Genomic DNA, 14312 nt, shown 5'->3' with positions numbered 1-14312 from the left:
GGGGGCTACTCCCCCGGCTTGATCAGATAGCCGGCCCCGCGCCGGGTGTGGATCATCGGCGAACGCCCTGCGTCGATCTTCCGGCGCAGGTAGGAGATGTAGAGCTCGACGACGTTGGCCTGGCCGCCGAAGTCGTACGACCAGACCCGATCGAGGATCTGCGCCTTGCTGAGCACCCGCCGCGGATTGCGCATGAGGTAGCGCAGCAGCTCGAACTCGGTCGCGGTGAGGTGGATGGACTCACCGCCCCGGGTGACCTCGTGGCTGTCCTCGTCGAGGGTCAGGTCCCCCACGGAGAGCAGTGACTCGCTGCGCGCCTGCGCGGCCCCGGACCTGCGGATGAGGCCGCGCAGCCGGGCCACGACCTCCTCCAGGCTGAAGGGCTTGGTGACGTAGTCGTCGCCGCCGGCGGTGAGCCCGGCGATGCGGTCCTCGACCGCGTCCTTCGCGGTCAGGAACAGCACGGGCACGTCGGGCAGTTCACGGCGGATCGAACCGAGCAGGCTCAGCCCGTCGGCGTCCGGGAGCATGATGTCGAGGATGACGGCGTCGGGCCGGAACTCCCGCGCGGAGCGGAGGGCGGCGGCCCCGTCCCCGGCGCTGCGGACCTGCCAGCCCTCGTAGCGCAGGGCCATGGAGAGCAACTCGGAGAGTGACGCCTCGTCGTCGACGACGAGGACCCGGACGGCGGTCCCGTCGGCACGGAGCATGGCGGCGTGGGTGCCGGTGCGGGCGCTGGTGCTTCGCGTGGTCACGGTCATGGCTCCCACGGTGGGGGCCACCGCTGAGAGGCCTCTTTCCCTTTCCTGTGAATTCCCTGAGAAAGCTCCCAGGGGCCCTCGGGGAGGGCCGGCGGCTCACCGTTTCACGTGAAACATCGCGGCACCGTTCTCGTACAGGACCCGCCGGAGCCAGTCGTCGCCGAGCCCGAGGCGTTCGAGGGCGTGGAGCTGGTGGACGTACGGATACGGGATGTTCGGGAAGTCCGAGCCGAGGAGGATCCGGTCGCCGAGGTCGAGGAGCCGCTTGCGCTCGGCCTCGGGGAAGGGCGCGAGCCGCTCGCTGAAGTCGGTGAAGGCCATGGTGGTGTCGAGGTGGACGCCCTCGTACCGCTGGGCCAGGTCCAGGAAGTCGCCGTACTCCGGCATCCCCATGTGCGCGACGATCACCCGCAGCCTCGGGTGCCGGGCCAGCAGCCGCCCCATGGGGCCGGGCCCGGTGAAGTTCCCCGGGGTGGGCCCGGAGCCGCAGTGCACGACGACGGGGGTGCCGCTGTCGGCGAGGGCTCCCCAGGAGCTGTCGAGTTCGATGTCGGTCGGATCGAAGCCGCCCACCTGGAGGTGCACCTTGAACACCCGGGCTCCGGCGTCGAGCGCCTGGTGGACGTACGCGTGGACGCCCGGCTCGGGGAAGAGCGTCGCGGTGTGCAGACAGTCGGGGGTGCGGGCCGCGAAGTCGGCGGCCCAGGAGTTCAGCCAGGCGGCCATCCCGGGCTTGTGCGGGTAGAGCATCGCGGTGAAGGCGACCACGCCGAACCCGCGCAGGAGGGCGATCCGGCGCTCCTCCTCCTCGCGGTAGGCGATGGGCCACTCCACGCCGGTGAGGGGCCCGACGGCGTCGAAGTACGCCCAGACCTTGTCGAGGACGTTCTGCGGCATGAAGTGCGTGTGCACATCGACGAGTCCGGGGATGCCGAGCCGCGCCGTCAGCGCTTCCGTCTCACTCGCGCTCAAAGCCGTAGCTCCGCTCGACCCTGCCGATGTGGACGCTGTAGCTGTCGTACCAGTGCTCCCGCCCGTACGCCTTGGCGGCCTGGTGCTCGGTGTCGAGGCGCCAGGCGTCGAGGGCCTCCAGATCGCGGAAGTAGGCGACGGTGATGCCGATGCCGCCGGGGGTGCGGGCCGACTCGTAACCGAGGAAGCCGGGGACGTCCCGGACGATCTCCTGCATCCGGGCGGAGGTCTCGGCGTAGCCCTCGGGGGCGTCGGGGCGGACGGAGGTGAACACGGCGGTGTAGTAGGGCGGTTCGAGGCCCGCCACCAGCTTCGGAGTCATGTGATCACCCTCGCCGGGACGGCGGCGGGATGTCCACGGCGCCCCGGGAAAGGGATCCAAGACTTTACGAAGCGGGAGAGGGTTCAGAAGAGCCCCTCCTGGGCGCCCTCGGCCGCCGCGGCCGCCGCCGTCACCGGTACCGAGAAGCCCTCCCCCTCCCCGGCGGCCTCGAGGATCCAGCCGCGCACGAGCCGGGTGTCCAGGACCAGGCAGCGCCCGTCGGGGGCGAGGAGGTGCAGGTCGGGCCCGGCGGCGGCGAGCAGCCGGCCGGTGACGACGCCGCCGCCGACGAGCTCGGCGACCGTGCCGTCGAGGCGCGGCAGCCCGTCGAGGCGGAACGCCCCGGCATGGTCCCGTGCGGCGAACTCCAGCGGCTCCAGGGTCTCCGTCCAGCCGCCGACGGCCCGCGCGCGCCGGTACAGCTCCTCGACCTCGCGGGCCCGGTCCCCGGCGGGCGGCAGGGCGTGCCGGGCGGCCCGCTTGCGCTCGTACGCCACCCGGTCGGGCACGCCGAGGGCCTGCCGCAGCACCTCCTCGGTGCGCCGGGCGGCCATCAGCGGGCCCCGGCCGAGCCAGCTGAAGGCGACGGTCCCCTGCTCCAGGAGCCGGGCCTCGCCACGGGCCTCCGCGGTGATCCCGACCTTGGTCATCCCGGGCCCGAACCACGCCAGGTAGACGCGGTACGGCTGCGGGTCGTCCGCGACGGTGTCGGCCGCGACGGAGTGGGCCCGGTCGAGCCGCGCGCACTCCGGGCACCGCCCGCCGGTGGACCGGCCGGGCACGACGGCCGCCAGGGGGCAGGCGTTCCCCCGGGCGCCGGGGCACCGCCGGACGCCGACGGCTCGGAAGGCGAGCCGCTGCCCGTACGTGAGCGTGCTGACGCGCCCGCCCCGCCACCGCAGCCCGGGCGCTCCGCCGGTCCAGTCGATCCCCCGAGACCACCACTCCACGCCGCCGCGCCTCCCTATGCTCCCCGGATGCCGTCCAGTCTCCGCCACATCCGCTTCCAGTCCCCGACCCGGAGCCCCCGGGGCCACCACACCGGCGTCTTCGGCCTGGCCAACGCGCTGGCCCGGGAAGGAAGACTCTCCCCCGAGGAGTGGGCGGTCTGGCGCGCCTCGAACGACTGGTACGACGCGCACTTCCCGAACCCGTCGGCGGTGGACCCGAGGGTCTACGACCCGGCGGTGAACCCGGGCGCCGCCGCCTGGTTCCGGCCGACGGCGACCGAGGCGCTGGCCCGGGTCGCCCCGTACCTGCTCATCCTGCGGAACCACGGCGTGCCCTGCGTACGCCTGGAGTCGGCGGACCCGGGCCGGATCGTGTACGCGGACGCGTACCAGGTGGTGGCGGTGGGGCCGGGCCGGCCGGGCTGACCGCGAGGACAGCCGCGGCCGGCCCGGGGTCCGGCCGGTCAGGGCAGGACGTAGATGCGGGTGCCGTCCGGGGCCGGGGTGCCCACCTCGCGCATGCAGCCGCGTTCGAGGAGGAGGCGGACGCAGTCCCGGACGCGTTCGCCGGAGAGGCCGGTGCGGCGGGTGACGTCCTGGGGCCGGTAGCGCACCCCGCCCCGCACGAGCGCGGGCGCCAGACAGGAGGCGACCGTCCGCATGTCCCCGGTGATGGCCCAGGACTCCACGAGCTCCTGCGGCGTGAGGGCGACGGCGGCGCCGGCGCGCTGACGGGGCACGGCGAGCCGCTCCAGGGAGTCGGCGACCCTGGAGAGGCTCTGCCGGGTCTCGCGGAGCAGCTCCGCGTACTCGGCGTGCTCGACGAACGCGGCGGCCTGTTCGTCGAACCGTCCCTCGAGCCGTACGAGGACGTCGACGAGCTCCGGTGGCAGCAGGAACCCGGCGTGCACCGGCGAGGGTTCGAGCCCGTACCCGCCGTACCGCTGGACCGCGGCCACGACCCCCGCCGTCCACGCCCGGAACGGCCCGGCCTCCGGTCTCCGGCACGCCCCGACGAGCTGCACGAGCCCCTCCAGGTTCACCATCCGGGTCGACGCCCGGATCCCGGTGGCCCGGCCGGGGAGCCCCGTGTCCCCGTCGAGATCCCGCGCGGCCGCGAGGCACTCCTCCGGCAGGGTCACGGTCCGCAGCGCCTCCCGCGTCCCCGCGTATCCGAGGCGCTTCGCCACGTCCACCACCGGGAACCAGTGGCTCCCGTCCGGCGCGGTCAGCCGCCGCAGGGGCGCTCCGGTGGCGGCGTGCACCAGGTCATCGATGTCGATCGCGTCCATCGATCATCACCTCCACCTCGCAAGCTAGGCCGAGGGCATATTCAACTGACATGCAAATCAGACGGGTTCACCCGAAAGGGGAGGGTTCTCGGCGATTCTGCCGAGAACCCTCCCCTCCACACGCCTACTTGGCGACGAACTGCGTGAGGATCGCCTGCACCTCGTAGATGTCGACGCCCTTGGTGAAGGTCTTCGTGACCGGCAGCTGGGTGCCCGAGATCCAGATCTTCAGCTCGGCGTCCAGGTCGAACGTGCCGGCCGTCTCCACGGCGAAGTGCGTGATGCTCCGATAGGGGATCGAGTGGTACTCGACCTTCTTGCCGGTGATGCCCTGCTTGTCGACGAGGACGAGCCGCCGGTCGGTGAAGAAGATCGTGTCGCGGATCAGCAGGTACGCGGCGTGCACCTGCTCCCCCTGGCCGAGCAGCCGCGCGAAGTCCTGCTGTGCCTGCGCCGGATCGATCGCGTGCGCGTTTCCGAAGAGCGCCATGCCCCAAACCCCCACATCGGACGAGAAAGAAAGATCATCCGACCCTAACGCGCACACAGGAACACCCGCTACGACGGAAGGGGCACGGACTAGGATCCGAACCATGGCTCTGACCATGAACGACGTGGACCGGTTCGAGGCCTCCCGGCCCCGCCTGGAGGCGATCGCCTACCGCCTCCTCGGCTCGGCGAGCGAGGCCGAGGACGCCGTGCAGGACACCTTCCTGCGCTGGCAGGCCGCCGACGTCGACCGCGTCGAGGTCCCCGAGGCCTGGCTGACGAAGGTCCTCACCAACCTCTGCCTCAACCAGCTCACCTCGGCCCGCGCCCGGCGCGAGACCTACGTCGGCGAGTGGCTGCCCGAGCCGCTCCTCGCCGGCGACCCGATGCTCGGCCCCGCCGACACCGCCGAGCAGCGCGAATCGGTCTCGTACGCAGTCCTCGCCGTCATGGAGCGCCTCTCCCCCAACGAGCGCGCCGTGTACGTGCTGCGGGAGGCCTTCGACTACCCGCACCGCGAGATCGCCGAGATCCTCGACATCACCGAGGCCGCCAGCCAGCAGATCTTCCACCGCGCGAAGAAGCACGTCGCCTCCGGCAAGGCCCGCACCGAGATCGACGAGGCCGAGGCCCGCCGGATCGTCGAGGAGTTCCTCGCCGCCGCCACCAGCGGCCGCACCGAGCCCCTCGTACGGCTGCTCACGGGCGACGCCGTCTCGATCGGCGACGGCGGCGGCAAGGTTCCGGCGCGCGCCAAGGCGTTCGAGGGCGCCCTCGCGGTCGCGACGTTCATGCGGGGCCTCTTCAAACCCGGCGTCGCCAAGCGGAAGGTGGTCGGCGGTTCGCCCGACGTCTACGCGACGACCGCCAACGGCTCTCCCGCCGTCGTGGCCGTCCTCGACGGCCGGGTCGTCGGCGTCATGTGCCTGGAGGTCACCGCCGAGGGCATCACCGCCTTCCGCAACCAGGTGAACCCCGACAAGCTCGAACGCGCGACGCGGCACTGGGCGGCCTCCGACCACGGCGCCCCCCTGGTGGAAGCCGCCTTCTGATCCCGTGTGACCCACGTCACACGCAGTACCTGTCAGGAATCGTCGGGCTGCCCGGTTCAAGGGTCGACACCGCGCGAGACAGGAGCAGGCACATGCAGCAGCACCGCATCATCGTCCTCGGAGCCGGCTACACCGGAGCCATCGCCGCCGGCCGCCTCGCCAAGCAGCTCCACCGCGAGGACGTCGCCATCACCCTCGTCAACCCCGAGCCCGACTTCGTCGAGCGCGTCCGGCTGCACCAGCTGGCGGTCGGCCAGGACCTCCCGCACCGGCCCTTCAGCGAGATGTTCGCCGGAACGGGCGTCGAACTGAAGCTCGCGAAGGTCACCGCCGTGGACGTGGACCGCAAGACGGTGACGGTCACCGCCGGGAGCACCACCGAGGAGCTGGCGTACGACACCCTCGTGTACGCCCTCGGCAGCGGCTGGAACACCCAGGGCGTCCCCGGCACCGCCGAACACGCCCACGAGATCGCCGGCCGCCCCGGGGCCCTCCGCCTCCGCGAGCGCCTGGCCGCCCTGGAGGCCGGACGGCCCGTGGTCGTCGTCGGCGGCGGACTGACCGGCCTGGAGGCCGCGACCGAGATCGCCGAGGCCCGCCCGGACCTCGCCGTCACCCTCGCCGCCCGCGGCGAACTCGGCGACTGGCTCTCGGACAAGGGCCGGCAGCACGTGCGGAAGGTCTTCGCCGGCCTCGGCATCACCGTGCTCGAAGACACGGCGGTCACCGCCGTCGAGGCGGACCGCGTCATCACCGCCGACGGCCCGGTCCCGGCCGCGGTCACCGTGTGGACCACCGGCTTCGCCGTCCACCCGATCGCCCGCGCCACCACCCTGGAACTCGCCGACGACGACCGGATCGTGGTCGACGGCACGATGCGCTCGGTCTCCCACCCGGACGTGTACGCCGTCGGCGACGCGGCCCTCGCCATGGGCCCGTCCGACAAGCCCCTCCGCATGTCCTGCGCCTCGGGCACCCCCATGGCCTGGCAGGCCGCCGACGCCATCGCGGCCCGCCTCACCGGCACCAAGGTCCCGAAGACGCCGCTGCGCTACTTCAACCAGTGCATCTCGCTGGGCCGCAGGGAAGGCCTCATCCAGTACGTCACCGCCGACGACCGCTCGGTCCGCGCGACCCTGACGGGCCGGCTCGCCGCCGGCTACAAGGAACTGATCTGCAAGGGCGCGGCCTGGAGCGTGGCCCACCCGAAGCTCGGCTTCCCCACCCGCGCCCGCCGCGTCCCGGCCCCCCGCCCCACCCCGCTCGAGGCCACGGCCTGACCCCACCCGCGGCCCGGGCGCTCCCCCGAGGAGCGCCCACCGCGGCGGCGCCCCGGCGGGATGCGAAGCCGGGGCGACCCCGACCGGGGGACGTGGCGCCGCACTTCGCCGCCGTACGCCCGCACAACGCAAGAGGCCCGGACTCTCGTCCGGGCCTCTCACCTGTGTGCACTCGGCAGGATTCGAACCTGCAACCTTCTGATCCGTAGTCAGATGCTCTATCCGTTAAGCTACGAGTGCTTGTTTTTAGTTCTTGTCTCCGTTTCCCGGCCCTTTCGGCCCGCTGTCCCGGCGACAGGAAGAACATTACATGAGTCCCGCCGTCATGTGAAATCCATTCCCCACACCCCTTGTGACCTGCGAAAACGTCGAGGAGGGGGCGGGACGGGGGTCGGTGGGGGAGTCGTCGCGGCGCGGTCGGGCGGGGTGGAAATCCTCGGAAAGAGACCGGGGTCACACCGTCGGGGGGTGAAGGCGGGGCGCGCGTGCCCGGAGAGCCGGAGCGAGTCCGGAGAGCCGGGCCGGGAACGGAGAGCCGGGCCGGGAACGGCCGAAGCCCCGGCCTGAGGGCCGGGGCTTCGGTAGGGGCGGAGGCGGAGGGATTTGAACCCTCGATGGGCTTTAAGACCCAAACCGCATTAGCAGTGCGGCGCCATAGACCGGACTAGGCGACGCCTCCTCGCACCTCACGCATGCGCGGGTGGTGCGTGCAGATGATGACACAGGCGAACCGGCTGTCACCAATCGATTCTCACCGTACTAGTCCTCCGGGGTCCAGGGCAAAGCCCGGCGGGCCCCCGTGGCGTTCTCTTCGCCCCCGCCCGGCGCACCCCGCTTGCGCAACGCGGGGGCGCCCGGAGCGTTAGAGGGGGCGGGCGCATCGTGCATCCGCGCTCGTCGTGCTTCCCGTGCTCCTGGAGATCCGAATGCTGCGCAGTCTCGTCCTCGCGACCCTCGCCACCGCCGCCGCCGGGACCGCCGGTCTCACCCCCCTGCCCCCGGCGCTGTTCTCGTCGCCCGACACCCTGACCGTCACGGTCGAGAAGAGCGGCGACTCCAGGACCGACGGCACCTTCCGGCTGGCCTGCGGCGAGCGCGCCGAGGGCGACCACCCGGCCGCCGAGGACGCCTGCGGGCGCCTGGGGCGGCTGGCGGAGGAGGGCGGCGATCCGTTCCGGCCCGTCCCCCGGGACCAGATGTGCACCCAGGTGTACGGCGGGCCCGCCCTCGCCCACGTCACCGGCGTCTGGCGGGGCCGCGAGGTGGACGCCCGCTTCTCCCGGGCGAACGGCTGCGAGATCGACCGCTGGAAGAATCTGGAGCCGTTGCTTCCCCTCGTCCGGGGATGACGGCCGGAGGCTCCCTTAGACTCCCCTCAGTGACAGGTCGCGGCCCGCGGGGCAAGATGGGCCGGGCCGGCCGATAGGGCGAGCACGTGCAGTGCGTCAGGGAGGAAGCGTCGTCGTGAGCAGCAGGCCATCTCGAGGCGCTGCTCGCCTCGCAGCCATACTCGACGCCCTCCCCGACGGCCTCGTGCTCGTCAACTGCAACGGCACGGTCGTCAACGCCAACACCATCGCCCTCGGCATGTTCGAGACGCCCGGCACCGCCCTCGTCGGGCGCGGCCTGCTCGATCTGCTGCCCACCTTCGACTCGCGCCTCATCCCCGGCTCCATGCGCCGCCCCGACGGCGCCGACGAGCGGGGGCGCACCAAGCCGACCCGGATGATCGCCCGCCGCACGGACGGCTCCGAGTTCCCCGTCGAGGTGACCAGCGCCAGCCTGGAGGACGGCCGCGAGGCCTACGACTCGTACGGCGGCTACACCGGCGACGAGCTGCTCATGCTCGTCGTGCGCGACCTCACCGGCACCCTCGACACCGAGGCCGAACTCGCCCGCTCCCAGCGGCAGACCGAGATGATCCTGCGCGCCGCGGCCGAGGGCGTCGTCGGCACCGACACGGACGGCCGGGTCGTCCTCGTGAACCCCGCCGCCGCGCAGATCCTCGGCTACCGCGCCGGCGAGCTCGGCGGCCAGGAGCTGCACCCGCTGATCCTCGCCAAGCGCGCCGACGGAGAGCCCTTCCCGTACGAGGAGTCGCCGCTCGCCGACACCCTCAAGTCCGGCCGCAAGCACCGCGTCCGGGGACAGGTCCTGTGGGCGAAGAAGGGCGACCGGGTGCCGGTCGACCTGACGACCGCTCCGGTCCGGGACGGGGACCAGCTCGTCGGCGCGGTGATGACCTTCACCGACCGCAGGCCGTACGAGGAGCTCGTCGAGAAGCACGCCGCCGAGCTCGCCGACCTGGCCGAGCGGCACGCGGCGGAGCGCGAGGCGCAGGCGGAGAAGTACACCTCCCTGGCCGCCCGTCACGAGCAGCTGACCGCCGTCCTCGCCGAGTCGCTGCGCGGGCCCCTGGAGGAGCTGCGCACCCAGCTGGGCACCCTCGCCGCCGACGACGCCGGGCAGCTGTGGCCGGAGGCCAACCAGGTCCTGCACCACCTGGCCGCCGGATACGCCCGGATGACCTCGCTCGTCGACAACGTCCTCGGCTACCAGCGGCTCGACGCCGGCGAGGAGAAGCTGGACAAGGCCGTCGTGCTGCTCGACGGGATCGTGTCCGGCGGCATCGACGGGGCCGTCGAGCTGATCGGGCCCGGCCGCGCCCAGTTCGCCGTGCACGCGCCGCCCATCGAGGCGGAGGTGGACGCGGCCCGGCTGAAGACCGCGCTCGCGCACCTCGTCGCGGACGTCGCCGGCGTCGACGCGACCGGCAAGAGCAAGGCCGAGCGGACCCCGAGCGACTCCACGATCGTCGTCGCGGCCGCACAGCGCGGTGACGTCGTGCGCATCGAGGTCCGCGGCCCCTACGCGGGCGGCGACCCGGCGCACGGGCCCGTCGTGCGCGGCATCGTGGCGGCGCACGGCGGTGTCGTGCAGACCCACGAGGTGCCGGGGACGAGCGGCGGCGCGTACGTGCTGGAGGTGCCGGTCGGGGCCGGCCGGGGCACGGTCCCGGCGCCCGCCCCGGGCGACGCGCCCGCGGGCGCACGCGAGGCCCTCGCGCTCCCCGCCCAGGCCTCGGGCCCGGCGGCCGGTTCGCCGAAGTCCGGTGGTTCTCCGCGGGCCGCGGACTCCCCGCGGGCCGCCGACTCCGCGTCGCCGTCGGCCGCCGGCTCGCTGTCCGTCGCGGCTCCCGGTGGGACGGCCCCCGTCGGCGGCACGGTCGCGGGCTCCGGTGCCGTCGTGGCCCCGGGCGGGATCCCGGTGGACGACCCCGCTCCCGAGGCCCCCGGTGGGGGGCGGCGGCGGGCCCGGCGCGGCTCGACGGACGCCTTCCTGGAGAGCGCGGTCGTGCCCGAGGGCGGTGCGGAGCCGAGCGGGCGCCGCCGTGCCCGTACGGGAGAGGCCGCCGGTCCCGCCGAGCTGATCCCCGCCCAGCAGAACGCCCCGGTGGACTCCGCCCGCGCGGTGTCCCCCGGCACGCCCGTCCCGCCGGGCGCCTCCGCCCTCCCCGTGGCCCCGGGCACGCCCGTCCCGCCGGGCGCCTCCGCCCCCGTGGAGCCCACCGGGCGCCGTCGGGGCCGGCCCGCCGAGGGCTCCGTGGTGACCGCCGCCGAGGGCGCGCAGGGACGTGCGGCGCTCGGCGCGGCCGTGCCGCCGCAGGGCGTCGCCGTCGAGCCGACGGGCGCTCCCGCCCTGGCCCGCGCCCTGCCCGCCGTCGCCTCCGCCCCCGAGGGGGCCCCGCAAGCCCCGGCGCAGCCGAGCGGCCGCCGCCGGCGCGCGCTGGCCGCCGCGCAGGAGCGGGCCGCCGCGGCCGAGGCCGGGCCCCGCACCCCGTTCGCGCTCGGGCCCGCCGAGGCCGACCGTGACGCCGGGGCGGCGCTCCCGGCCGCTCCCGCGGCCGGTCCGCTGCCGGTCTCCGACGAGGGGCTGCACGAGGCCGTACGGGGTGTCCCGGGCGCCGACCACACGCCGCCGCAGCCCCATCCGCACGTACAGCCGCAGCCCGACCCCGCGGCGGCGGCGACGGCGGCCGAGCCGACCGGCCGGCGCCGGGCCGTGAAGGCTCCGCTGCCGGAGCAGACGCCGCAGCACGCGCCGCAGCCCACGCCCCCGCACGCGCCGCAGCCCACGCCCCCGCACGCGCCGGAGCCCGCGCCGCAGTCCGCGCCGCAGTCCGCGCCGCAGTCCGCGCCGGTGAACGGCACCGGGACCGGCTCCGTGCCGCTGCCGCCCGAGCTGCCGATGCCGGCGACCGTGTCGAAGGACTCGACCCAGGGCCGGGCGTTCAGCGTCCGCACCCTCGGGCAGGGCGTCCCCTTCGTCCCGCCGGCGGCTCCTGCCGCCCCGGCCCCGGCGGCCCCTCCGGCCGCCCCCGCCGCGCCCTCCAACGGCTCGGGGCGGCGGCGCAGGCTCGCCACCCCGCCCGAGGTCGACCCGCCCCTCCCGGCGCCGCTTCCCGCGCCGGCCGAGGCCAGGCCGCACCCGCAGCCGACGGCGCCGGCCCCTTCGCCGCACGACACCCCGCCCGAGGGCCGGGCGTACGCCATAGGGGCGCCCGCCGAGGGTTCCGCCGAGGGACCGGAGCCGCTCGACGGCCCGGGCGGCGCGGTCGAGGTCGCCAACCGGCCCGCCCCGCGCCCCGTCGACGACGAGCTGCCCCCGGAGCCGCTCGACAACCCGCGCCGGCTGCTCGTCTGGCCCGCGCCCGACGTCTCCACCCAGCAGGCGCTGAGCGACCGCGGCTACCGGCCGGTGATCGTGCACTCCCGCGAGGAGGTCGATGCCCAGATCGCCGCCTTCCCGGCCGCGCTCTTCGTCGACCCGCTGACCGGGCCCATCACCCGGACCGCGCTCCAGTCGCTGCGTCAGGCGGCGGTCGCCGCCGAGGTGCCGGTGCTGCTGGCGGCCGGGCTCGGGCAGGCGACCCGGGAGGCGGCGTACGGCGCCGATCCGGCCGTACTGCTCAAGGCGCTCGCGCCCCGCGACAGCGAGCAGCACCCGTCCCGGGTCCTGCTGATCGAGGAGAACGAGACCGTCGCGGAGGCGCTCGCCGCCACCCTGGAGCGACGCGGGATGCAGGTCGCGCAGGCGGAGACGGACACCGAGGCGGTCATGCTGGCCACCCAGACCCGGCCGAACCTGGTGGTGATGGACCTGATGCAGGTGCGCCGCCGCCGGGCCGGGATCATCGACTGGCTGCGGGCGAACGGGCAGCTGAACCGCACCCCGCTCGTCGTCTACACCTCGGCCGACCTCGTCGAGGAGGAGCTGCCGAAGCTCGCCTCCGGCGAGACGGTCCTGTTCCTCGCCGAGCGGTCGAACAGCGCCGAGGTCCAGGCGCGGATCGTCGACCTGCTCGCGAAGATCGGCACCAACTAGGGCCTGATCCGAAAGACAGGCCCTAGGACGGGGAGGGCTTCCGCCCTCCCCGTCCCGGTCCGCTACAGCCGGGTGACGTCCAGCTCGCCCTCCGCGTACTGCCTGCGGATGACCTTCTTGTCGAACTTGCCGACGCTCGTCTTCGGCACGGCCGGCACGATCGCCCAGCGCTCCGGCAGCTGCCACTTGGCGATGCCGCCCTCGTCGGCGAGGAAGGCCTTCAGCATCTCGTAGTCCGCCGTCGCGCCGTCCTTGAGGACGACGGTGGCGAGCGGGCGCTCGCCCCACTTCTCGTCCGGCACCGCGACGACGGCGGCCTCGGCGACCTCCGGGTGCGCCATGAGGGCGTTCTCCAGCTCGACGCTGGAGATCCACTCGCCGCCCGACTTGATGACGTCCTTGGCGCGGTCGGTGAGGGTGAGGTAGCCGTCCGGGCTGATCACGCCGACGTCGCCGGTCTTGAGCCAGCCGTCCTCGCTGAACTTGTCGGCGGGGCGGATCTCCCCGGCGTCGACGCCGCCGAAGTACGCTCCCGCGATCCAGGTGCCGCGCACCTCCAGTTCGCCGGCCGACTCGCCGTCCCAGGGGAGGTGTTCGCCGCCGGGGCCGACCAGGCGCGCCTCGACACCGGCGGGGAAACGTCCCTGCGTGACGCGGTACGGCCACTCCTCCTCGGCGGTCAGGCCGTGCGGCGGGTGGGCCATGGTGCCCAGCGGGGAGGTCTCGGTCATGCCCCAGGCGTGGCAGAGGCGGACGCCGAGCCGGTCGTACGCCTCCATGAGGGAGGGCGGACAGGCGGCGCCGCCGATGGTGACCTGGGCCATCGAGGAGAGGTCGCGGGGGTTCGCGGTGACCTCGGCGAGCAGGCCCTGCCAGATGGTGGGGACGGCGGCCGCGTGGGTGGGCCGCTCGCGCTCGATCATGTCGGCGAGCGGGGCCGGCTGGAGGAAGCGGTCCGGCATGAGCATGTTGATGCCGGTCATGAAGGTGGCGTGCGGCAGGCCCCAGGCGTTGACGTGGAACTGCGGGACGACGACCAGGGTCGTGTCCTTGGCGGTGAGACCCATCGACTCGGCCATGTTCACCTGCATGGAGTGCAGGTAGATCGAGCGGTGGGAGTAGACGACGCCCTTGGGGTCGCCGGTGGTGCCGGAGGTGTAGCACATGGCCGCCGCCGAGCGCTCGTCCAGCTCGGGCCAGTCGTACGAGGTCGGACGGCCGGCGATCAGCTCCTCGTACTCGTGGACGCGCGGGGCGGCGCCGTCCAGGAGGGAGCGGTCGCCCGGGCCCGCGACGACGACGTGCTCGACCGTCGGCAGGTGCGGGAGCAGCGGGGCGAGGAGCGGGAGCAGGGAGCCGTTGACGATCACGACCCGGTCGGCGGCGTGGTTGACGATCCACACCAGCTGCTCGGGGGGCAGGCGGAGGTTGAGGGTGTGGAGCACCGCCCCCATGGAGGGGATCGCGAAGTACGCCTCGACGTGCTCCGAGTTGTTCCACATCAGGGTGGCGACGCGCTGGTCGCCGGTGACGCCGAGTTCGTCGCGCAGGGCGTGGGCCAGCTGGTGCGCGCGCGTTCCGGCCTCCGCGAACGTGCGGCGCTGCGGCTCCGGCTCGCCCGTCCAGGTGGTGATGGTGGACTTCCCGTGGATCGTCATCCCGTGCTGGAGGATGCGGCTCACGGTCAGTTGTACGTCCTGCATGGTGCTGTACACGGGGCGTCCTCCCGGTGGGCGCTACGTGGCAGAAGGGGTGTGGAGATTCTGCGCACATACCACGCGGTATGTCACTACCCGGGAGTACGGAAAA

Annotated in this window: 12 protein-coding genes and 2 tRNA genes; 5 read left to right on the top strand and 9 right to left on the bottom strand. The window is 73.9% G+C overall.

Annotated elements, in window-relative coordinates; all coding sequences use genetic code 11:
• Positions 1–5: 5 nt before the first annotated feature.
• From ACFYUZ_RS07425 to ACFYUZ_RS07410, 4 genes are all read right to left on the bottom strand, one after another.
• Positions 6–761: a response regulator transcription factor gene (locus tag ACFYUZ_RS07425; RefSeq protein WP_389306922.1), complete on the bottom strand. Its 756-nt coding sequence runs from the start codon at positions 759–761 to the stop codon at positions 6–8.
• 96 nt (positions 762–857) lie between these two features.
• Positions 858–1733, bottom strand: coding sequence for an amidohydrolase family protein (locus ACFYUZ_RS07420; protein ID WP_389306921.1), 876 nt, complete (start codon positions 1731–1733; stop codon positions 858–860).
• Positions 1720–2055, bottom strand: a complete 336-nt coding sequence (locus ACFYUZ_RS07415) for an antibiotic biosynthesis monooxygenase family protein (RefSeq protein ID WP_389306920.1) — start codon at positions 2053–2055, stop codon at positions 1720–1722. Before ACFYUZ_RS07415 ends, ACFYUZ_RS07420 begins: the two co-directional genes overlap by 14 nt.
• A gap of 83 nt (positions 2056–2138) precedes the next feature.
• Positions 2139–3005 (bottom strand): DUF2797 domain-containing protein, encoded by an 867-nt coding sequence (locus ACFYUZ_RS07410; RefSeq protein ID WP_389306919.1) that lies wholly within the window; start codon positions 3003–3005, stop codon positions 2139–2141.
• A gap of 27 nt (positions 3006–3032) precedes the next feature.
• Between ACFYUZ_RS07410 and ACFYUZ_RS07405 the strand changes: the two genes are divergently transcribed.
• Entirely contained in the window at positions 3033–3431 is a 399-nt protein-coding gene (locus tag ACFYUZ_RS07405) for a hypothetical protein (RefSeq protein ID WP_389306918.1), read from the top strand.
• Positions 3432–3469: 38 nt separating this feature from the next.
• On the opposite strand, the gene ACFYUZ_RS07400 is transcribed toward ACFYUZ_RS07405, so the two are convergent.
• Together ACFYUZ_RS07400 and ACFYUZ_RS07395 are read right to left on the bottom strand one after the other, a co-directional pair.
• Entirely contained in the window at positions 3470–4297 is an 828-nt protein-coding gene (locus tag ACFYUZ_RS07400; RefSeq protein ID WP_389306917.1) for a BRO family protein, read from the bottom strand.
• A 124-nt stretch (positions 4298–4421) separates the two neighbouring features.
• Complete coding sequence (locus tag ACFYUZ_RS07395) at positions 4422–4787, bottom strand: PH domain-containing protein (RefSeq protein WP_329856176.1); 366 nt, start codon at positions 4785–4787, stop codon at positions 4422–4424.
• A 103-nt stretch (positions 4788–4890) separates the two neighbouring features.
• On the opposite strand from ACFYUZ_RS07395, the gene ACFYUZ_RS07390 reads away from it, so the two are divergent.
• Both ACFYUZ_RS07390 and ACFYUZ_RS07385 read left to right on the top strand, forming a co-directional pair.
• Positions 4891–5838, top strand: coding sequence for an RNA polymerase sigma-70 factor (locus tag ACFYUZ_RS07390; protein WP_389306916.1), 948 nt, complete (start codon positions 4891–4893; stop codon positions 5836–5838).
• A 92-nt stretch (positions 5839–5930) separates the two neighbouring features.
• Positions 5931–7118: an NAD(P)/FAD-dependent oxidoreductase gene (locus ACFYUZ_RS07385; protein WP_389306915.1), complete on the top strand. Its 1188-nt coding sequence runs from the start codon at positions 5931–5933 to the stop codon at positions 7116–7118.
• 167 nt (positions 7119–7285) lie between these two features.
• Here ACFYUZ_RS07385 and ACFYUZ_RS07380 read toward each other — a convergent pair.
• Positions 7286–7358, bottom strand: a tRNA-Arg gene (locus ACFYUZ_RS07380).
• Positions 7359–7706: 348 nt separating this feature from the next.
• Positions 7707–7797, bottom strand: a tRNA-Ser gene (locus ACFYUZ_RS07375).
• A gap of 247 nt (positions 7798–8044) precedes the next feature.
• Between ACFYUZ_RS07375 and ACFYUZ_RS07370 the strand changes: the two genes are divergently transcribed.
• On the top strand, positions 8045–8467 hold the full coding sequence (locus ACFYUZ_RS07370; RefSeq protein WP_389306914.1) for an SSI family serine proteinase inhibitor: 423 nt from the start codon (positions 8045–8047) through the stop codon (positions 8465–8467).
• Between the two features lie 115 nt (positions 8468–8582).
• Positions 8583–12503, top strand: a complete 3921-nt coding sequence (locus tag ACFYUZ_RS07365; RefSeq protein ID WP_389306913.1) for a PAS domain-containing protein — start codon at positions 8583–8585, stop codon at positions 12501–12503.
• Positions 12504–12565: 62 nt separating this feature from the next.
• On the opposite strand, the gene ACFYUZ_RS07360 is transcribed toward ACFYUZ_RS07365, so the two are convergent.
• Positions 12566–14218, bottom strand: coding sequence for a long-chain fatty acid--CoA ligase (locus ACFYUZ_RS07360; RefSeq protein WP_389306911.1), 1653 nt, complete (start codon positions 14216–14218; stop codon positions 12566–12568).
• Positions 14219–14312 lie beyond the last annotated feature (94 nt).

The sequence above is a fragment of the Streptomyces sp. NPDC004266 genome, assembly GCF_042874095.1.
In the GTDB taxonomy this organism is placed as follows: domain Bacteria; phylum Actinomycetota; class Actinomycetes; order Streptomycetales; family Streptomycetaceae; genus Streptomyces.
The sequence above is the reverse complement of the archived record's forward strand: the minus strand, read 5'-3'. Positions and strand labels throughout refer to the sequence as shown.